The 19,121-nt window shown below is 72.2% G+C and carries 16 protein-coding genes; 8 read left to right on the plus strand and 8 right to left on the minus strand.

Annotated features, from left to right (window positions below; all coding sequences use genetic code 11):
* Nucleotides 1-7 precede the first annotated feature (7 nt).
* The 5 genes from ACLQ2W_RS01840 (at nucleotide 8) to ACLQ2W_RS01860 (ending at nucleotide 3,488) form a co-directional block, all read left to right on the plus strand.
* Nucleotides 8-1,363, plus strand: a complete 1,356-nt coding sequence (locus ACLQ2W_RS01840) for a glycosyltransferase 87 family protein (RefSeq protein WP_425784988.1) — start codon at nucleotides 8-10, stop codon at nucleotides 1,361-1,363.
* Nucleotides 1,360-1,992, plus strand: coding sequence for a phosphoribosyltransferase (locus ACLQ2W_RS01845; RefSeq protein WP_425784989.1), 633 nt, complete (start codon nucleotides 1,360-1,362; stop codon nucleotides 1,990-1,992). Before ACLQ2W_RS01840 ends, ACLQ2W_RS01845 begins: the two co-directional genes overlap by 4 nt.
* A 23-nt stretch (nucleotides 1,993-2,015) precedes the next feature.
* Nucleotides 2,016-2,405, plus strand: a complete 390-nt coding sequence (locus ACLQ2W_RS01850; RefSeq protein WP_343444319.1) for a zf-TFIIB domain-containing protein — start codon at nucleotides 2,016-2,018, stop codon at nucleotides 2,403-2,405.
* A 98-nt stretch (nucleotides 2,406-2,503) separates the two neighbouring features.
* On the plus strand, nucleotides 2,504-3,187 hold the full coding sequence (locus ACLQ2W_RS01855) for a maleylpyruvate isomerase N-terminal domain-containing protein (protein WP_405091760.1): 684 nt from the start codon (nucleotides 2,504-2,506) through the stop codon (nucleotides 3,185-3,187).
* A 112-nt stretch (nucleotides 3,188-3,299) separates the two neighbouring features.
* Complete coding sequence (locus ACLQ2W_RS01860; RefSeq protein WP_425784990.1) at nucleotides 3,300-3,488, plus strand: hypothetical protein; 189 nt, start codon at nucleotides 3,300-3,302, stop codon at nucleotides 3,486-3,488.
* Between the two features lie 142 nt (nucleotides 3,489-3,630).
* Here ACLQ2W_RS01860 and dnaB read toward each other — a convergent pair whose 3' ends face one another.
* Complete coding sequence (gene dnaB, locus ACLQ2W_RS01865; protein ID WP_425784991.1) at nucleotides 3,631-6,450, minus strand: replicative DNA helicase; 2,820 nt, start codon at nucleotides 6,448-6,450, stop codon at nucleotides 3,631-3,633.
* Between the two features lie 483 nt (nucleotides 6,451-6,933).
* On the opposite strand from dnaB, the gene ACLQ2W_RS01870 reads away from it, so the two are divergent.
* Nucleotides 6,934-8,352: a hypothetical protein gene (locus ACLQ2W_RS01870; protein ID WP_425784992.1), complete on the plus strand. Its 1,419-nt coding sequence runs from the start codon at nucleotides 6,934-6,936 to the stop codon at nucleotides 8,350-8,352.
* Nucleotides 8,353-8,452: 100 nt separating this feature from the next.
* Here ACLQ2W_RS01870 and rplI read toward each other — a convergent pair whose 3' ends face one another.
* The 4 genes from rplI to rpsF all read right to left on the minus strand — a co-directional run bounded on the left by rplI (nucleotide 8,453) and on the right by rpsF (nucleotide 10,102).
* Nucleotides 8,453-8,899 carry a 50S ribosomal protein L9 gene (gene rplI / locus ACLQ2W_RS01875; RefSeq protein ID WP_107156411.1) on the minus strand — a complete coding sequence of 149 codons (447 nt, stop codon included), beginning with the start codon at nucleotides 8,897-8,899 and terminating at the stop codon, nucleotides 8,453-8,455.
* 14 nt (nucleotides 8,900-8,913) lie between these two features.
* Nucleotides 8,914-9,153, minus strand: coding sequence for a 30S ribosomal protein S18 (gene rpsR / locus ACLQ2W_RS01880; RefSeq protein ID WP_007073789.1), 240 nt, complete (start codon nucleotides 9,151-9,153; stop codon nucleotides 8,914-8,916).
* 41 nt (nucleotides 9,154-9,194) lie between these two features.
* Complete coding sequence (locus ACLQ2W_RS01885) at nucleotides 9,195-9,731, minus strand: single-stranded DNA-binding protein (protein WP_269694542.1); 537 nt, start codon at nucleotides 9,729-9,731, stop codon at nucleotides 9,195-9,197.
* Nucleotides 9,732-9,811: 80 nt separating this feature from the next.
* Nucleotides 9,812-10,102: a 30S ribosomal protein S6 gene (rpsF, locus tag ACLQ2W_RS01890; RefSeq protein ID WP_088643630.1), complete on the minus strand. Its 291-nt coding sequence runs from the start codon at nucleotides 10,100-10,102 to the stop codon at nucleotides 9,812-9,814.
* 632 nt (nucleotides 10,103-10,734) lie between these two features.
* Between rpsF and ACLQ2W_RS01895 the strand changes: the two genes are divergently transcribed.
* Together ACLQ2W_RS01895 and ACLQ2W_RS01900 are read left to right on the plus strand one after the other, a co-directional pair.
* Nucleotides 10,735-11,517: a deoxyribonuclease IV gene (locus ACLQ2W_RS01895; RefSeq protein WP_281933967.1), complete on the plus strand. Its 783-nt coding sequence runs from the start codon at nucleotides 10,735-10,737 to the stop codon at nucleotides 11,515-11,517.
* Nucleotides 11,514-13,796, plus strand: a complete 2,283-nt coding sequence (locus tag ACLQ2W_RS01900; RefSeq protein ID WP_425784993.1) for a hypothetical protein — start codon at nucleotides 11,514-11,516, stop codon at nucleotides 13,794-13,796. Before ACLQ2W_RS01895 ends, ACLQ2W_RS01900 begins: the two co-directional genes overlap by 4 nt.
* Here the strand turns inward: ACLQ2W_RS01900 and ACLQ2W_RS01905 are convergent.
* From ACLQ2W_RS01905 to ACLQ2W_RS01915, 3 genes are all read right to left on the minus strand, one after another.
* Nucleotides 13,784-14,170, minus strand: a complete 387-nt coding sequence (locus tag ACLQ2W_RS01905) for a hypothetical protein (protein ID WP_425784994.1) — start codon at nucleotides 14,168-14,170, stop codon at nucleotides 13,784-13,786. The two genes, ACLQ2W_RS01900 and ACLQ2W_RS01905, sit on opposite strands and share 13 nt — an antisense overlap.
* 295 nt (nucleotides 14,171-14,465) lie before the next feature.
* Complete coding sequence (locus tag ACLQ2W_RS01910) at nucleotides 14,466-16,031, minus strand: glycosyltransferase family 87 protein (RefSeq protein ID WP_425784995.1); 1,566 nt, start codon at nucleotides 16,029-16,031, stop codon at nucleotides 14,466-14,468.
* A 121-nt stretch (nucleotides 16,032-16,152) separates the two neighbouring features.
* A complete protein-coding gene (locus ACLQ2W_RS01915; RefSeq protein ID WP_425784996.1) occupies nucleotides 16,153-18,993 on the minus strand; it encodes a transglycosylase domain-containing protein in 2,841 nt (946 codons plus the stop codon).
* Between the last annotated feature and the right edge of the window lie 128 nt (nucleotides 18,994-19,121).

Below are 19,121 nucleotides of genomic sequence, written 5' to 3' on the forward strand. Positions count from 1 at the left end.
GGCCCGCGTGACCGCCCACGCCGACCCGGCCACCGCCGCCTCCCGCCGCTGGTCGGCGCTCGACACCGCAGCCGGCGGTCTCGCCCTCGACCTGGGCCTCTACGCCGCCGCCACGATCTTCGCCGCGGTCACCGCCGCCACCTCCACCCTGCCGCCGCACCGCGCGTGGGGCACCGTCGCCACCATCGGGTACGCGGTCGCCGCGCTCGCCGCGACCACCCAGCTCATCGCCCGCCGCCGACACCCCGGCACCCCCCTGGCCGGCCTGCCCGCCCGCTGGACGGTTACCGGCCTCACCTGGGCCACCACCGCGCTGCTCCCGGTCGTCGCCCAGAGCATCCAACGGGCCGGCGGACGCACCGACCGGGCCCAGGAGGAGGTGCTCGTGGTGGAACACGCCGGCACCCGCCTCGCCGAGCACGGCACCCCCTACCTCGGCCCCGACGCCATCGCCGCCCTGCCCCCCGGCGAGCAACTCCTCGGCTACACCCCCTACCAACCCGGAATGGCGCTGTTCGGGCTGCCCCGGGCCGCCGCCGACGCCTGGTGGACCGACGCCCGCGTCTGGTTCGCGGTCGGCACCGCGCTCGCGCTCGCCGCCCTGGTCACCACGCTGCGCACCAGCACCGGCCCCACCTCGCCCCGACGCTCCGCCGCGCTGCTGCGCGCCGTCCAGGCCGCCACCGTCCTGCCCGTCGCCGCGCTCACGCTCGCCACCGGCGGCGACGACCTCCCCGTACTCGCGCTCTGCCTGCTCGCCCTCGCGCTGGCCGCCGCCGACCGGCCCGGCCGCGCCGGCCTCGCGGTCGGCGTCGCCGGCGCGCTGAAGCTCTTCGCGTGGCCGGTGGCGGTCGTGCTGGTCTGCTGGGCCGCCACCCGCCGGGCCGCGCCGCGCACCGCCCTGGGCGCCCTCGGCCTGCCCGTCCTCGCGCTGCTGCCGGTCCTGATCGTCGACCGGGACGCACTCGTCGAGAACGTGCTCCGGTTCCCGCTCGGCCACGGCCTGGTGACCAGCCCCGCCCAGTCCCCGTTCCCCGGCCACCTGATCGCCGAGGCGCTCCCCGCCGGCCGGGTGGTCGCCGCCGCGCTGCTCGCCGCGGTCGGCCTGGCGATCGCCGTCCGGCTGCTGCGCCACCCGCCGCGCACCGCCGCCGCCACGGCCCTCATCTGCGGGTACGGGCTGCTCGCCGCGATCCTGCTGATGCCCTCCACCCGCTTCGGCTACCTGCTCTACCCGGCCGCGCTGCTCGTCCTCGCCCCCGCGCTGGCACTCGCCGAGGCGTCCGCCGGGCAGCCCGGCCGGCCGGCATTCCCGGCAACCGCCCGGCGCGACCCGGCCGGAAGGCGTACACCTGAGGCATGACCACCTACCGTGACCGGACCGAAGCGGGACAGGACCTCGCCGAGCGACTCACCGACCTCGCCGACCGGCCCGACGTCGTCGTGCTCGCCCTGGTCCGCGGCGGCGTCCCCGTCGCCCGGGTGATCGCCGACCGGCTCCACGCCCCGCTCGACGTGCTGGTCGTCCGCAAACTCGGTGTGCCCTGGGCGCCCGAGGTCGCCTTCGGGGCGCTCGGCCCCGGCGGCGTGCAGGTCCTCAACGACATGGTCGCCGGCCGGATCAGCGAGAACGACCGGGCCCAGGTCCGCCGCCGCGAACAGGCCGAACTGGACCGCCGCGAGCAGCGCTACCGCGCCGGCCGGCCACCGCTGGACCTGACCGGCCGCACCGCCCTGATCGTCGACGACGGGCTCGCCACCGGCGCCACCGCCCGCGCCGCCGTCCAGGTCGCCCGCCAGCTCGGCGCCGCTCGGGTGGTCGTCGCCGTCCCGGTCGGCTCCCCGCCGGCGTACGAGCTGCTCGCCGCCACGGCCGACACGGTCGTGAGCAGCCAACTCCCATCCGACTTCGCCGCCGTCGGCGCCTACTACGACGACTTCCACGAAGTCTCCGACGACGAGGTGACGCACGCGCTGACCGCCAACGCGTGAAAACACCCGGTACCGTCGGTGTCATGCAGCTCACCTGTCCCAAATGCCGTGGAGAGATGCGCCAGTACGAGCGCAGCGGAGTAGTCATCGACCAGTGCGGCGAGTGCCGCGGAATCTTCCTCGACCGAGGCGAGCTCGAAAAGCTGTTCGAGGCCGAGGCCAACTGGAACCGGCAGCAGGGCGGCGCCCCGCAGGCCGCACCCGCCGGGGCCGGCTACCCACCGCCTCCGCCGCCCCCGCCCGCCGCCCCGCACCAGCCGGGCTACGGCGCCGTCCCCCCGCCCCCTCCGCCGCCTCCCGGCCACGGCTACCCGCAGCCCGCGTACGGCCACGGTCAGCAGCAGCACTACGGCTACCACGGCCACTACCGCCGCAAGAAGAAGCACGGCTTCCTCGGCGAACTGTTCGACTGACCAGCGTGTAAGGAGGGGCCCCTTCTTAACGCCTGGGCGATAGGAAGGGGCCCCGCCTAACCGTGCCGGTGGCCGCGCGCCGTGGCAGGCTGCACCCCATGAGCCCGATCCGGCCGCACGAGGCGCTGGCCCAGGCGTACGACGGCATCACCGCCGCCGTCGCCCCGCTCGACGACGCCGGCCTGCAACGACCCACCCGCTGCCAGGGCTGGCTCGTCGCCGACCTGCTCTTCCACGTGCTCTGCGACGCCCAACGCGCGCTCGTCGCGCTGGCCAGCCCGGTGCCCGGCCCGGCCGACGTGGACGACATCAGCTACTGGCGGGCGTTCGGTGCCGACGGCGACGACGGGGCCGGCGCGCGGCACGCCTGGTGGGCCCGCCGCTCGGCCGCCGCATTCGACCGGCCCACCGGCGTGGTCCGGATCTGGTCCGACACGGCTCCCGCCGCCGCCCGGGCGGCCGCCGCCGCGGACGCCACCGGGCACGTCACCACCCAGGGCCACGTGCTGCGCGTACCGGATCTGCTCGCCACCCTGACCACCGAGGCGGTCGTGCACCACCTTGACCTGGTGGTGGACCTGCCGGACGCGCCACCGCCGGCGACCGGCCCGACCCGGGTGGCGGTGACCACGATGGACGGCCTGCTGTGCGACGACGCGGTACGCCCGGCCGCCTGGGACGACCACGAGTACCTGCTCAAGGCCACCGGGCGGGTGCCGTTGACCGACCGGGACCGGTTCGAGCTGGGCGAGGCGGCGGGCTGGTTCCCACTGCTCGGCTGAGAGGGGAGGCATTCGGCGCACTCATCCCCCGATCGTGTCGACTCCGTTGACTACGTCAATAGTCTCCGTAGTTGTCGCCGTCTGCGGACTACGCCGCTGCCATCGTCAACGCGTGGAGCTGGTGGGTGTGTCGGAGATCCGGGCGATGCTCGGCAACGTCTCGCGCCAGCGCGCGTCCGTGATCGCCAATCAGCGCAACTTCCCCGAGCCCATCGCCGCGTTGGCCATGGGCAAGGTGTGGCGCAAGTCCGACGTCGAGAAGTGGATCCGGGAGCACCGCCCGGACCTCTCGTCCGACTGAACCGCCGATCCGCACGGTCGCTGGACCGCTCCCCTCCCGGGAGATGAAGGTGATCATGAACTTGACGGCATCAACGTAGATCAACAACGCCGCCAACCTCATGATCACGGCCTCGGAGGAGCCCTCCGGGCGAGGCGGTCGCTCAGACGATGGCCATGTCCACGAATCGCGACAGGTGCAACTGGGCGGCGACCGTCACCGTGTCGGTCGGCCCATTCCTGTGTTTGGCGATGATGAAGTCCGCCTCCCCGGCCCGCGGCGACTCCTTGTCATAATAGTCATCGCGGTGCAAAAGTATGACAACGTCAGCATCTTGCTCAATAGAGCCAGACTCGCGCAAATCGGACAATTGCGGTCGCTTGTCCGTACGCTGCTCCGGGCCACGGTTCAGCTGACTCACCGCGATCACCGGGCACTCGACCTCCTTGGCGAGCAGCTTCAGGCCACGGGACAGGTCCGCGACTTCCTGCTGCCGGCTCTCGGTGCGCTTCGGTGAGGTCATGAGCTGGAGATAGTCGACCACGATCAGCTTCAGGTCGTGCTTCTGCTTGAGCCGTCGTGCCTTCGCCCGGATCTCCATCAGGTTCATGCTCGGGGTGTCGTCGACGAAGAGCGGCGCCTCGCTGATCTCGCCCATGCAGCGGGCCAGCTTGGTCCAGTCGTCGTCGGAGAGCTGCCCACTGCGCAGCACATGCAGCGGCACGCGCGCCTCGGCGGAGAGCAGTCGCATGACGATCTCGACCTTGCTCATCTCCAGCGAGAAGATGGCCGCGGCCTGGTTGGCGCGAATCGCAGCATTCCGGGCGAAGTCCATGCTGGCTGTGCTGTTGTGCGTCGGGATCATCGACCGACCCGCCAGGTACAGGTGGTCGGCGTTGTCCACGGTCACGCAGCGCACCGGAACACTGGCCACGGGCCGGACGTCCACGATGAAACGGGAGTGGGAACGCACGTCCGAGGACGTCCGCCGCCGGGCCAGGTGCGCGGCCCGCTTCCGTTCCAGGCGGAAGACCGGATCAGGGGTGGAGAAGTTCGCCGTGTAGGCGACCGATGAGTCCTCGGTGCGTCCGCGCACCCTCCGCTCGGTGATCGAGCATCGGTAGCCCAGGCTGACCACGAGTTCCCGAACACCCTCGATCAACCGCTTCGACGTGGAGGTGTACTGGAGGTTCCCGGCCGGCGCCACCGTACCGTCGGTGTCCATCAGGCCGGCGAGCAGCGCCCGGCGCTGGGCCTCCGAGGCTCGCAGGTAGTCCTGTGGGATGTGCTTGTCGGAAGCCACCCCGATCCGGCGGATCAACGCCAGGAACGAGCCGCCTCGCTCGTGGCACTCGGCGCATCGGCGGACCGCCTGGTTCTCGCGCAGTGCTCGGGTGGCGCCTCCGCAGTCGACACAAGTGCGGTCGGTCGGCCGCCCCACGGTGGGCAGCAGGATGGTGAACACCATTGGGCCGCTGGGTCGCACGAGGAAGCCGTCCCGGGCCACCAGGTCGACCATCTCGGCGTCCGCGGTGGTGAATCGGCTGGCTCCGGTGTGACCGTCGCCGAGCCACACCCCGAGGGTGTACGGAGGGACGACCAGTTCACGTTCCGGGAGCCGGAGCGGCGCGCAGTTCTCCACCGTGTGGTTGAGGCGCCGGTCGGCGGTGTCCGTGCGAAGCGTCGCCGCGATGTGTGCGGTGGTCACGACTCCGTCGTGCCGAACGGGGGCGCCGTCGTTGACGTGTCGCTCGGCCCGCCGGCGAAGGCCGGAGACGAGAGCGCCCGCCGGGTAGCCGGGAGCGGTCCAGTTGCGTGACTTGCCGGCCCGGGTCACCGGACGGGCGATCCGTCCGTTCGCGCCGGCCTGGTGCGCCACCGTGTGCAGCACGTTGCGGAACTCGGGGCCGACCTGCTCGAGCGTGTCCGCCAGGGTGACCAGGCGGTGCGGCTCGGCGGACGCCGCCGCTTCGGCCGCCCGTACCCTCGACAGCGCCGCCTCGGGCCAGTAGTGACGGGGACGTGCCTCGGACTGCCGACGGCTGGCCCGGGTGGTCGTCTTCCAGAGGTGTTCGGCGTCCGCCACGATGACCGAGCCATCGGAGAACTCGACCTCGTAGCAGGGGCGATCGTGCATCACCTCGAAGACGTTGGTGATGGTGGTCGGGTTGCCGTCGGCCGCGAGCAACTGGTCGCCGACGCGTACGGCACCCATTGTGGTCCACCCCTCCGGGGTGGGCAGAGGCGTGTCGAGCGCCAGCGCCTTGCCAAGACCCGGTCGACCCGCCACGATGATCAACTGCCCGGCGTGCAGGCCGTTGAGCAGGCGGTCGAGGTCGGTGAAGCCGGTCGGGACGCCGGTCATCACGCCGCCCTGGGCGCCGACCGCCTCGATCTCGTCCAGCGTGGGCTGGAGCATGTCGGCCAGGATCGCGAAGTCCTCGCTGACCCGCTTCTCGGTGATCTCGTAGACGGCCTGCTGGGCGAGGTCGACGATGTCGTCCACGTCCCGGCTGCCGCTCGGGCCGGTGCCGTAGCCGAGCTGCACGATCCGGGTGCCGGCCTCGACCAGTCGGCGGAGCACGGCCCGCTCGCCGACGATGCGGGCGTAGTAGGCGGCGTTGGCGGCGGTGGGCACGCTGGCGATCAGCGTGTGCAGGTAGGGCGCGCCGCCGATGCGGGCGAGGTCGCCGGAGTCGGCCAGCGCTGCGGCCACCGTGATCGGGTCGGCCGGTTCGCCCCGACCGTAGATGTCCAGGATCGCGTCGAAGATGGTGGCGTGCACCGGGCGGTAGAAGTCGTTGGTCTTGAGGATCTCCACGACGTCCGCGATGGCGTCCTTGGAGAGCAGCATGCCGCCGAGGACGCACTGTTCGGCGGCCACGTCCTGGGGTGGTGTCTTCTCGAAGGACGCGTCCCGCGGCGGCGGCTCGGACGCTTGCCCCCCGGCCCGTCCCGCGCGCGTCTCGTCGGTGACCGACACGGGTTCCCCCCTTGCTGCGTCGGATCGAGTCCAGCTCTATCGCCGGGGTGTGACAACTTCCGCCGACCCTCCGGTCGATCGGGGGCCATCGCCCGGCGGTCGCTGGCCACGATACGGAACCCGAGGTCAGCCACCAACAGGGCCGGTGGACGAGCCTCGGGACAACCTGTGGACGCAGGGGGCCAGCATGTGCGCAGGGTGTGCACAGGGGTGTGGAAAAGTGATGGCGTTTTCCGGGCGTATCGCTCCTGACCTGGGCTTCTGCCGTCCCCACCCTGTGGACGGAAGATTTCTGGTCGAGCCTTGGCGTCGTTCGTCCCGTACTATCGCTGCGAACGGCTGCACCTTGACAGCGGATTGCACTTTCGGGTTGAGAAGGGTCACGCTCCCGCCGTGAGACACCGGGACTGGGCAAGCGGGGAGGACAGCCCGCGCGAGCGCCGGCCGAGCGCTTCCTGGGACGCTTCCGCTGGTCCGCGGCGCGTGGACCCGTACGCGCCGGAGCGTCAGCGCACGCCGAGCCGGCGCCGGGCGATCGAGCGCGGTCAGGACGAGCCGGTGGACGCCTACCTTCCGCGGTGGGCGGTGGAGTCGGGGATCAGTCGGGCGGACGGCGGTGGGCGGCATGCCGCGCCGGACGACGACGAGGCGGAGGCCGGGCCGCCCGCTTCCGACGGTGGTTGGCGGCCCGAGGCCGGTCGGCGTCGGGACGACGGCCGGCGCGGGCTGCGGGCCGTCGGGGCCGGGCCGGTGTCCGACCACACCGCCGAGTGGACCATGGACGCCCCGCAGGAACAGGGCTACGTCGGGAGCCGGCGGGCCGAGTCCGGGGAGGACGGGCCGGTGTCCGGGACGGCGCCCCGCAGCCGTCCACGACGTGCGGCGACCCGACGGCCGGAGGTGATCTGGTCAGGGCTCCCGGAGGAGGCGGACCCGGGTGGTGACACCGGCGGGTGGGAGGCCGAGCGGCCGGCCCGGCGGAGTCCGCGGGCGGCGACCGGTTCCTCCTGGCCGCCGGCGGCGGTGGATCCCTGGGAACGGGGTCGGGCGGCCGAGCGGGCCCCGGCGGAGCAGCCGGCGGTCGACCCGTGGGACGCGTCGGGCGTGCACGCGTGGGGTCGGGCGGACGCCGGGAGCCGGTGGGAGCAGGCCGGGAGCCGGTGGGACCGCACCGAGCACACCGGTGAGTGGGACCGGTTCACCGACACCGGTCACCTCGACCGGGTGCGGGACGCCGGTCCGCGGTATCCGGCGGCCGACCCGTGGGACCGTACGGCACCGCCGGTCCGGGAGGGTTGGGCGTCGCCGGAGCAGGCCGAGGAGTTCTGGTCGGGGACCCGGTTGGCGGGTGACGATCCGCGGTGGATGGAGACGCCGACGTCGGCGCCGCAGTCGCCGGTGGTCGCGTACTCCGCGCCGCGTCCCCGGGCCGCACCCCGGCGCCGGGCGGTGGAGCCGGTCGGGCCGGGCGGGTCCGCGGTGCGCCGGAGGATGGACCCGATCGGCGGCGGTTCGTGGAGCCGGCGGTTGGAGGACGACCTGCTGGACCCGGATCCGGGTGGGCCGTTGCGACCGCTCGTCTACACGGCCGCCTGCTATCTGGTGCCGGCGGTGCTGCTCTTCCTCGGTCTGGTCCTGCTGGACGGGCAGGCCCCGGCGGGGTGTGTCACCGACATCAGTGGTGGAGGTTGCGACTCGCCGCGGGCGCACGCGTTCGCGTCGTTGTCGGCGGCGGCGCCGAGGTTCGGGCTGGCGCTGGTGAGCAGCCTCGTGGTGGCGGTGCTGCTGCGTCAGGTCGGTACGACGTGGCGGTCGGCGACGGTGGCGTTGGCGGCGGCCGTGGTGGGCGGTGGGCTGTCCACGGTGGTGATCAGCGCGGTGACCGGCCAGCCGATCGGCTGACGTGCCGGCGGCGGGTCGCCGGGAGATGGCGGGTCGCCGGGAGATGTGGAAAGGGCCCGCACCGGAGAACCGGTGCGGGCCCTTTCGTGGTGCGGTGGGGTCAGCCCTTGACCACGTTCAGGTCGAACTTGGCGGTCACCTCGGGGTGCAGCCGGATGCTGACCGGGTAGGCGCCGAGCGACTTGATGTGGCCGGGCGTCTCCAGCCGGCGACGGTCCAGGCTCGGACCGCCGGCCGCCTTGACGGCGTCGACGATCTCGGCCGGGGTGACCGAACCGAAGAGCCGACCGCCGTCGCCGGCGCGGGCCTTCAGGTTGACCTTCAGGCCCTCGAGCTGGCCCTTGATCTCGTTGGCGTGGTCGAGGTCGCGGACCTCGCGGGCCGAGCGGGCCCGCTTGATGACCGTGACCTGCTTCTCGGCGCCCTTGGTCCAGGCGATCGCGAAGCCCTGCGGCAGCAGGTAGTTACGGCCGAAGCCGTCCTTGACCTCGACGATGTCGCCCGGAGAGCCGAGGCCGGACACCTCCTGGGTGAGGATGATCTTCATGTCCGTGCCTCCCCTCAGCGGGCCGTGGCCGTGTAGGGCAGGAGCGCCATCTCACGGGCGTTCTTGACCGCACGGGCGATCTGCCGCTGCTGCTGCGAGGTCACGCCGGTCACCCGTCGAGCGCGGATCTTGCCGCGGTCGGAGATGAACTTGCGCAGCAGCGCGGTGTCCTTGTAATCGATATAGGTGATCCCGTCCTTGTCGAGCGGGTTCACCTTCTTCTTCGGCTTGCGCAGTGCCGCAGCCTTCGCCATTGCTCTTGCTCCTGGTTTGCGATCGCGGGCGCTCGGCGCCATCAGAACGGGGGCTCCTCGTCGAAGTTTCCGCCGCCCGAACCAGCGCGGGAGGGGGCCGGGGCAGCCGAGGCCCAGGGGTCGTCGAAGTTTCCTCCGCCGCCGCCCTGGCCACCACCGCCACCACCGCCGAAGCCGCCGCCTCCGCCACCGGAGCGGGACATCTTCTGCACCTTCGCCGTGGCGTAGCGCAGGGACGGGCCGATCTCGTCGACCTCCAGCTCGATGACGGTGCGCTTCTCACCCTCGCGGGTCTCGTACGACCGCTGACGCAGCCGGCCGGACACGATCACCCGGGCGCCGCGCTGCAGCGACTCGGCGACGTTCTCGGCGGCCTGGCGCCAAACTGTGCACGAGAGGAACAGCGGCTCGCCGTCCTTCCACTCGCCGGACGCCTTTTCCAAGAACCGGGGCGTCGAAGCGACCCGGAACTTGGCCACCGCCGCACCGGAGGGGGTGAACCGCAACTCGGGGTCATCGGTCAGGTTGCCGATGACCGTGATGGTGGTGTCTCCTGCCATGACCATCTCCTCGCGCACTCATCGTTGTGCCGTACAGGCTCTCAGAGCCCTCCGACAGCGCGGATGAGCTTGATCCGGACGTGCCGGGTCCTAGATGCTCAGCGCATCTCCGGGCGAATGACCTTGGTGCGCAGCACCGACTCGTTGAGTCGGAGCTGACGGTCCAGCTCAGCCACGGCCTCCGGCGTCGCCTGGAGGTCGACGACGGCGTAGATGCCCTCGGCCTTCTTGTTGATCTCGTACGCGAGGCGCCGGCGGCCCCACACGTCGGTCTTCTCCACCGAGCCACCCGCGGTCCGGATCACGTTCAGGTACGTGTCGAGCGACGGGGCGACGGTGCGCTCCTCGAGGCTGGGATCGAGGATCACCATGACTTCATAGTGACGCAAGACGTGCTCACCTCCTGTGGGCTAGGCGGCCACGGTCCTTCCGTGGCAGGAGGTCGTGCGTCGTGGCCCGCCCGATGCCGGGGGAACCCGGCCGGACGCGGACAACCGCACAAGGATAGCCGGTCCGGACGATCATGCCGGGGCCGGTGGTCCGGGTGTCCCCGGAGGCGGCGACAGGGGTCCACCTCCGGCGTCGGGCGCCGAGAAGGTGGACCCCTGTCCACGGGGCCGCGGGGCGTCCCGTCCGCATTCCTTGGGTGGGACCTGGGGAGGAACGACCACACCGATGAGGTTGGATCGGGAACGCCCCGCGGAGCTTTATCATGTTGTCATCTGGTCTGACCATACAGCGGCTGTCGTCACCACTTGGGGTAAATGCTGGAATTAATCCATCTGACCGGTTGCCGTGTGGGTGGCGAGTGGACCCGCCCCGTCGTGCCGGGCCGCACGGCGAGGCGATCCGTCGCCGGAGGCCGGCGCTCACCGTCCGTGCTGTGGACCACGTCGGGCGGAGCGTCGACCATCGATCCCACCTCGGACAACGACCGCCGGGCCGGGCGGTGACGCGTCCGCCCGTCGGAACCCGCGCGCGTGCGCACCACGCGTCGTAGGCGCGACGTAGGCTGCCCTGCATGCGAATCGGAGCCCACGTCGACGCGACCGACCCACTGGCTGAGGCGGCCACCCGGGAGGCCGAGGCGGTGCAGTTCTTCCTCGCCGACCCGCAGGGTTGGAAGGCACCGAAGCCGCGGGAGGACGCCGAGCGCCTGCGCGCCGCCGACGTCGACCTCTACGTCCACGCGCCCTACGTGATCAACGTGGCCACGCTCAACAACCGGATCCGCATCCCGAGCCGCAAGCTGCTGCTCGCCCACGCCACCGCCGCGGCGGCCGTCGGGGCCCGCGGGCTGATCGTGCACGGCGGCCACGTCAACGCCGGGGGCGACCTCGCCGCCGGCTTCGACAACTGGCGCAAGACCTTCGCGTACGCGGCGGACTCCGGCGGCTTCCCGCTGCCGGTGCTGATCGAGAACACCGCCGGCGGTGACAACGCCTGCGCCCGGCACCTGGACGCGCTGGCGCGGCTCTGGGACGCGCTCGGCGACCACGAGGTCGGCTTCTGCCTCGACACCTGTCACGCCCACGCCGGCGGCGAGGAGCTGCTGGGTCTGGTCGACCGGGTCAAGGCGATCACCGGCCGGATCGACCTGATCCACGCGAACAACTCGAAGGGCGCCTTCAACTCCGGCCAGGACCGCCACGACAACCTCACCGGCGGCACCATCGAGCCGGAGCTGCTGGTGGCGGTGATCCGGGCGGCCGGAGCACCGGTGATCGTCGAGACCCCGGGCGGCGTCGAGGGGCAGGCCGCCGACATCGCGTTCCTGCGCGCCCAGTTGGGCGCCACGGCATGACCACGGAGCAGTCCGGCGCGACCGGTCGTTCCGGCACCGACCCGCGACCGGCCCCGGAGGGCTCCCCGGCCGACGGGGCTGAGCCCGCACCGGACCGAGCCACCGGCGAGGTGGAGAGCACGAGCGCGGCGGCCGGCACGAGCGGGTCCCGGGCCGACAGCGACGCATCCGCCGACGCGGCGGACGGCGACGGCGACGGCAAGGGCAGCGCCGGCGCCGGCAAGGACAGGGACAGCGCCGGCGACGGCGACGGCGACGGCGACGGCGGCAAGAGCCGGCGCAGGTCCGGCCGGAGCGGGCGCGACGGCAGGCGCAAGACCGCCGACGCCGGCAAGAACGGGCGCGGCGCCACCGGCCCGGACCAGACCACCGGGCCGGACCAGACCGGCGACCCGGGGTCGGACCGGACCACCGGCACGAACAAGACCACCGACACGGACCCGACCGGCAGCGCCGGCACGAACAAGACCTCGAACACGGACCAGACCGCCGGTACGGACGGTGCGGAGCCGGCGGATCCCTGGACCGCGTTCGGGCCGGCGCCCGAGCCGGTGCTCGGCCGGGCCCGCCGGACGGTCCGCGCGGTGGGCCGGTTCCTGGTGCACGAGTGGACGCTCGCCGCCGTCGCCGCGCTGGCCCTGGCCGCGGCGATGACCTGGCCCACGTTGCGCTATCCGCGCTACACCCTGCCGCAGGACCACTGGGACCCGAGCCTCCAGGCGTGGCAGATGGCGTGGTCCGGCCACATCCTGCGTACCGACCCGGCGATGCTCTGGCACTCCAACACGTTCTTCCCGGAGAACTGGAGCTTCGCGTTCTCCGACACGCTGCTCGGGTACGCGCCGGCCGGCCTGCTCGGCGTCGGTCCGGAGCACGCCGTGCTGCGCTACAACATCATGTTCGTGCTGGCCCACGCGCTCGCCGCGTTCGGGGCGTACGCGCTGGCCCGGCAGCTCGGCGCGGGCCGGATCGGCGGCGCGGTGGCCGGGGCGGGCTTCGCGTACGCGCCGTGGCTGCTGGCCCAGGCCGGGCACCTGCACATCATCTCCAACGGTGGCATCCCGTTGGCGCTGGCCATGCTCGCCCGCGGTCACGGCTGGTCGCTGCGGTACGGCTACCGCCCGCGCCGCCGGCACGCGGGCTGGGCGCTCGCCGGTTGGCTGGTGGCCGCCTGGCAGCTCAGTCTCGGCTTCGGCATCGGGCTGCCGTTCGCGTACCTGCTGGCCGGGGTGGTGCTGGTCTCGGCGGTGCTGTGGTTCGTCAGGCGTCGGCGGGTGAAGCGCCCGTTCGGCCGCCGGCTGTTCCTGGCCGACCTGTTCGGCGGGCTGGTGTTCGCCGCGGTGGGTGGCCTGCTGGCGATTCCCTTCTTCAAGGTCGCCGAGCTGCACCCCAACGCGGCCCGCACACTCGCCGAGATCCAGCTCTACTCGCCGCCGGCCAGTGGCCTGTTCACCGCGCCGGGTGAGTCCCGGGTCTGGGGCGAGCTGCACGAGGGGGCGCGGGCGGCACTGCCCTGGCCTCCGGAGATGACGCTGCTGCCGGGTTTCGCGCTCTACGCGCTGGCCGCCGGTGGGTTGTTCTTCTCGGTCTGGCGGGTCCGCCACCGGCTCTTCCTGCTCGCCGGCGTGCTGGTGACGATGGCGTTGGCGATGGGCACCCGGTTCCTCGACGGCCGGTTCACCTACGTGCCGCTCTTCGACTACCTGCCGGGCTGGAACGGGCTGCGTACGCCGGGTCGGATGATGCTCTGGGCCACGCTGCTGCTCGGCCTGCTCGCGGCCGGCGCGGTCACCGCGTTCTGCGCCCGGGTGCGGGAGCTCGCCGCCGAACGGGTGCCGCCGTGGCCCGGCCCGTGGCTGCGGCTGGCCACGCTGCTGCCGCTGGCGCTGGTGCTCGCCGAGGGGTTGAACGTCACCCCGCATCCGGTGGTGCCGCAGCAGCCGGCGGTGATGCGGGCCGTCGACGGGCCGTTGCTGGTGCTGCCCAGCAGCCAGAACCTGGACCAGCCGGTGATGCTCTGGTCGACGGACCGGTTCCAGCAGATGGTCAACGGCGGCAGCGGCTTCACCCCGGCGTCCCAGGCCCGGACCCGCGAGGCCACGGTCAGCTTCCCCGACTACGCCAGCGTCGACTACCTGCGGCAGATCGGCGTCCGGAACGTGGTGGTGCTCCGGGACCAGTTGGGCGGCACCCCCTGGGAGGGGATGCTCGACCGGCCGGTCGAAGGGCTGGGCGTGACCCGGGAGCAGGTCGGCGACGCGGTCGTCTACCGCCTGTGAACGAGTGACCGCCTCCGGGGAAGGTCCACCGCCACCGTGATGACCAGCAGGAGCAGTGCGATGGCACCCGCGAGCACCGCGTTCGCGGCGATCGCCACCCCGACGTCGGAGATGGAGGCGAGGCTCTGCGCCCAGTGCGCGCCGCCGCTCCTGCAAGGCCCCGAGTCACCGCACGAGTTTCCCGCTGAGCCGTCGCCCGAAAACATGATCACCAGGCCAACCACGAAGATCGCCACACAGGCCAGGGGGGCCAGACCGGCGAACCACATCCGGAGCCGGCTGCGGACAGAAGTCAACCACAGCAGTAGCCAGACAACCCCCAGCAATGCCGAGAGGATCCACCATTGCCAGGGGATGTCGGCAAGTAGGCGCATCGATCGAGCCTAGCCGATCGCCACGACGAGTCGGTCCGGGAGACCGACTCCCGGCCCTGGTGGGTCGCGATGGTCGGGGTCATGGCGCTGGTGACGACGGAGTGCGTGATCGTCTCCAGCGGTCAGTCAGGGAAGCCGCCAGAGGCTGCCGCTGGTCTCACGGGCCCGCGGGGCGGTCGCGCACCGGCCGCGAGGCCGAACGCCAGCGCGCCCCGCATCCCGTAGACCCACGCGGACGAGTGGCGGGGGCCGGTGTGGTGCCCGACCCGAAGCGCGACCGTCGAGCCGCCGGGTCTCAGGCGGGCACAGGTTCGACGGGGTGGTCGGTGGCGCCGGAGCGGGCGCGCCAGCGCTGGTGCCAGGGCGCGTCCGGCGCGCCGTCGAGCACTCCGCCGTCGGGGTCGTCGGCGTAGGTCTGGCGCACCGCGTCCTGATCGGGTCGCAGGATGTCCCGGACGATGAAGCCGCAGAGCACCGCCACGGTGATCAGTCGCAGGCTGGAGGCCAGCACGAACACGCCCTCCGGGAAGACCGGCCGGGAGGTGGCGGTGCCGAGCAGTTCGCCGTAGAACGCGACGAAGTAGCAGACCTCGGCGAACTGCCAGGCCAGGAACGCGCCCCACCGGGGCCGGGCGAGCACCGCGAGCGGCAGCAGCCAGAGCACGAACTGCTGCGACCAGACCTTGCTGAAGATCAGGAAGGCGGCGACCACCAGGAACGCGACGGACGCGAGGCGGGGCCGGCGCGGGGCGAGCAGCGCGAGCGCGGCCACGCCGAGGCAGGCCAGCCCGAACAGCAGGTACGACACCCAGTTGAGGGTGGGGATGTTCGCGTTGAGCCATTCGAACGGGCCGAGTTCGCCGGGCGCGGACGGACTGATCCGGCCGTCCAGGTAGCGGCCGATGTACCAGAGCGTGCCCCAGTCGATGGGACGGGTGGTGTTCAGGTCGAAGAACCGGCCCCAGCTCTCCGGGTACGGGATCGCCACCGGGAGGTTGGCGGCGACCAGCGCCACCAGCGCGGCGCCGGTGGCGACGAGCCCGGCGAGCAGCCGGCCGGCGCGCAGCGTGAGGACGAGGATCGGGCCGAGCAGAAACAGCGGCCACATCTTCGCCGCGCCGCCGAGGCCGATCAGCAGGCCCGCCAGCCCGGGCATCACCATGCCGAGCCGGTCGGGTCGGGTGCGAGCCCAGGCCAGCAGCCCGAACGCGGCGAGACCGACGGCGAGCAGGTCCCAGTTGACGGTGGCGGTGAGCACCAGCGCCGGCGAGAGGGCGAACAGCGCCGCGTCCCAGGGTCGTCGTCGGCGCAGGCTGAGGATGACCGCGACGGTGGCGACCGCGAGCGCGCCGAGCACCAGCGCGTTGAGGTTGTAGAACCACTGCCCCTGGTTGAGGCCGGGATTGTCCACGCCGAGGGCGTGCACCGGGAGGCCGAGCGCGCCCATGAAGTAGCCGGTCAGCACCGGGTACTCCACCGGGTGGTCGGCGTAGGGCACCTTGCCCTCGTTGAGGCCCTCGGCGTAGTAGAGCGCCAGCACGTCGGTGTAGCACATCCGGGTGTACTGGACGTTGTTCTGCCAGGCGCCGTCCTGGCAGGGGGACTTCTGCACCCAGTGCAGCGCGAGCGTGAGGCAGATCAGGGCCAGCACGATCCGCGCCGCGCTCCAGAACCGGCTGTCGCGGCCGGCCGGCCGGTCGAGGGCGGCGGCGTGGTCACCGAGCGGTCCGCCGATCAGGCCGGACGTGCCCCGGACGAACCAGTCCGAGCGGGACGGGTGGTCCTCGGTCGCTCCGGGCCGGGGCGTCTGCTCCCCGGACGTGCCGGGTTCATCGATGCCTGCGGTCGACTGGGTGCTCATGGAGAGGCATCCTGCCGTACGTCGGGGCCGTCCGTCCCGCCGCGCGCGCAGAAATTCCGGTACGCGAAACGCGGCGGCGGCCGGACCGCTCGGTCCGGCCGCCGCCGTCGGGTGGTACGCGTCAGTTGGTCTGGCGGGTGGGTGGGGTGCTGGGCAGCACTCCGCCGCCTCGTCCGCCGCCGCCGGGGAGGCCGCCGCCGGGGTTGCCGCCGCCGGGGTTGCCGCCGCCCTGGTCGCCGCCGCCGGGGTTACCGCCGCCGCCCGGGTTGCCACCGCCGGGGTTGTTGCCGCCGGGGCAGAACAGGCCGAGCGGGTCACAGGCCGGCCCTCCGGGCTCGTTCGGGGCCGGCGGCGGGGGTGCGGGCATCTCGCCGTTGCCGGTGTCGTCCTTGCCGACGTTCGCGGCCGGCGGGAAGTCTTCCTTGTCCTTGCCCTTGAGCGCGTCGTTCATGAAGCGCTGGAAGATCTCGCCGGGCATCTTGGCGCCGCTGATGTCCGCGCCGCCCTTGTACTTGATCGCCTTGCGGGCGCCCTTGTTGCCGACCCAGACGGCGGTGGCGAGCTGCGGCGTGTAGCCGATCATCCAGGCGTCGCCGTTGCGGGTGCTGCCGTCGCCGAGTTCCCAGGTGCCGGTCTTCTCGGCGGCCTTGCGGCCGTCGTCGAGCCGGCGGTTCACCTGGCCCGGGTACTGCTCGAGCACGGAGGTGACGTCGGCGACGATGTCCTTGTCGATCCGTCGCTGCGGCTTGAGCTTCTCGCCGCCGACCATGTCCCACTTGCCGGTGCTCGGGTTCTGCTTCTCGACCTTCCGGATGAAGTGCGCCTTGTTGTAGACGCCCTCGTTGGCGAAGGTGGCCACGCCGTTGGCGTGGTCGAGCACCGTGATCGGGTACTGGCCGTACCCGATCACGTGGAAGAACGGATTCGGCGCGAGGTCCTTCGGGTCGGCCTTGGTCAGGTCGTGCGGCTTGGCCGGGTTGGTGTCGGTCTGCCACATGGTGGTGACGCCGGCCTGCTTGGCCATGTCGAGGACCTTGTCCGGGCCGATCTTCTCGGTGATGTAGTAGAACGGCACGTTCAGCGACTTGAGCGTGGACAGCTCCAGCGTGCAGGAGTCGCCACAGGCGACCTTGTCGGCGCCGGCGTTGCTGACCTTGAACTTCGTGTCCTTCGGCGTGAACGCGGAGCCCTTCCAGCGGGACTTGATGGAGATGCCCTCCTTCAGCGCCGCCGCCAGCGTGTAGATCTTGAAACTCGAACCCGGCGAGTGGCCGCCGCTGACCACGCCGTTCTCGACGTTCTTGCCGGCGTAGTCGGTGCCGGTGCCGTTGTCACCGCCGTAGTAGGCGAGCACCCGGCCGGTCTTCGGTTCGACGGACACCATGGCGGCCATCAGGTTCGACGGCTGCCCGGCGAGCGCGGAGCCCTTCTTGGCCCGCTGGGCGGCGTCGAGCGCCGCCTCCTGCATCTTGGCGTTGATGGTCGTGGTGATCTTGTAACCACCACGGCTCAGCGCCTTCGAGCAGAGCGGCTTCGCGTCGGTCGCCTCGGCCTCGTTGTCGGTGCAGAGGTTCATCTCGCGCAGTTCCTGCGAGACGTAGTTGACGACGTTGCCGTACGGCGTGTCGATGCCGAAGCCGCCGGCGCTGTTCTTCGTCGGCTTGAGAATGTTCTTCGGGTACTCGGTGGGGTGCTGCGGCATGTTCGGCGCGTCCAGCCACTTCTCGGTGATCATGCCGTTGACGACGTAGTTCCACCGGTCCAGCGCGGCCTGCGGGTTGATCGCCGGGTCGTAGCCCTGGTGCGTGGAACTCGGCTCGGGCTGCTTGATCAGCGCGGCCAGCACCGCCGCCTCGGCCACGGTCAGCTTGTTGACGTCCTTGCCGAAGTACGTCCGCGCCGCCGACTGGATGCCGTACGCGCCCCGGCCGAAGTAGATGACGTTCAGGTAGTGCTGCATGATCGTCCGCTTGTCGTAGCGGTCGTTCAGCTTGGAGGCGAGGACCGCCTCCTTCACCTTGCGGCCGTACGTGTCCTGGTTGAGGTTGTCGAACGCGTTGCGGGCGTACTGCTGGGTGATCGTCGAGGCGCCCTGCTTGTCGCCGCCGCTGATGTTGTTCCAGGCGGCCCGCGCGATGCCCTTGTAGTCCACGCCGGAGTGACGGTAGAAGTTGCGGTCCTCCGCCGCCGCGACCGCGTGCTGGACGTGCTCCGGGATCTGGTCGATGGTGACCAACTGCCGGTTCTGGTCGCCGATCCGGGCGATGGGGGTCTTGCCGGTGGAGTCGTAGATGGTGGTCGACAGCGGCGGGATGGTGTCCTCCGGGAGCACCACCTTGGTGGAGTACCAGGTGAAGCTGACCACGCCGATGCCGGCGAGCATGATGAACACGGCGAAGCCGGCGATCAGCATGTTGAGCCGGCGCCGCTTCTTCGCCCGGCCCGGATCCCCACCGCGGCCGGCGCGACCGGGGCCGGTCGGACCACCCGGGCCACCCGGACCGCCGGGTCCGCCGCTGAAGCCGGGCACCCCGGCCCGGGCCACCGCGGCACGGCCACCGACGGGTGCCGCGCCGACGCTCGCCCGCCCGGCGCCGCCCACGCTCGCCGCGCCGACCGAGGCACGCCCGGCCGGTCCGGCCGGGGATACCGGGACGGACGCCCGGCCCGCGCCCGCGCGCCCGGCGACACCGGGTGCCGGCGAGACCGGCACCGAGGCGCGTCCCGCGCCGGCGCGGCCCACCGAGGCCGAGCCCGAGGCCCCACGGGGCACCGGGGCGACGCCGCCGACCGGGGCCCGGCCGCCGACACCGCCCGGGGTGACCGAGGCACGCGCCGAGGCGCCACCCTCGGGGGCGCCGGACCAACCGTTCCCGCGCGAGCTCCGCTCGGAGCCGGGGTCGCCGTTCGGGCCCGGGATCTGGGCCCGCCCACGCGAAGAACTGGAATCGCCGTAGTTCATTCCTCACACCCTGCCGGTCGCGGTGGGGCGCGGGGGCGCCGCCACCGGGTTGCCGTGAGCTGGAACACGGAAGATTACCGGCCCGCCGCGCCGGCCCGTGTCCGTCAAATCCGACCTAATCGGACCAA

Source organism: Micromonospora sp. DT227, from assembly GCF_049841835.1.
GTDB lineage: Bacteria > Actinomycetota > Actinomycetes > Mycobacteriales > Micromonosporaceae > Micromonospora.

What these genes read in the sequence shown, in the direction of transcription:
- ACLQ2W_RS01915 (WP_425784996.1), bottom strand. Translation starts at nt 18,993, where the DNA reads ATGAACTACGGCGATTCCAGTTCTTCGCGTGGGCGGGCCCAGATCCCG.
- ACLQ2W_RS01895 (WP_281933967.1), top strand. Translation starts at nt 10,735, where the DNA reads ATGCGAATCGGAGCCCACGTCGACGCGACCGACCCACTGGCTGAGGCG.
- ACLQ2W_RS01855 (WP_405091760.1), top strand. Translation starts at nt 2,504, where the DNA reads ATGAGCCCGATCCGGCCGCACGAGGCGCTGGCCCAGGCGTACGACGGC.
- ACLQ2W_RS01845 (WP_425784989.1), top strand. Translation starts at nt 1,360, where the DNA reads ATGACCACCTACCGTGACCGGACCGAAGCGGGACAGGACCTCGCCGAG.
- rpsR (WP_007073789.1), bottom strand. Translation starts at nt 9,153, where the DNA reads ATGGCGAAGGCTGCGGCACTGCGCAAGCCGAAGAAGAAGGTGAACCCG.
- ACLQ2W_RS01850 (WP_343444319.1), top strand. Translation starts at nt 2,016, where the DNA reads ATGCAGCTCACCTGTCCCAAATGCCGTGGAGAGATGCGCCAGTACGAG.
- ACLQ2W_RS01905 (WP_425784994.1), bottom strand. Translation starts at nt 14,170, where the DNA reads ATGCGCCTACTTGCCGACATCCCCTGGCAATGGTGGATCCTCTCGGCA.
- ACLQ2W_RS01900 (WP_425784993.1), top strand. Translation starts at nt 11,514, where the DNA reads ATGACCACGGAGCAGTCCGGCGCGACCGGTCGTTCCGGCACCGACCCG.
- ACLQ2W_RS01910 (WP_425784995.1), bottom strand. Translation starts at nt 16,031, where the DNA reads ATGAGCACCCAGTCGACCGCAGGCATCGATGAACCCGGCACGTCCGGG.
- rplI (WP_107156411.1), bottom strand. Translation starts at nt 8,899, where the DNA reads ATGAAGATCATCCTCACCCAGGAGGTGTCCGGCCTCGGCTCTCCGGGC.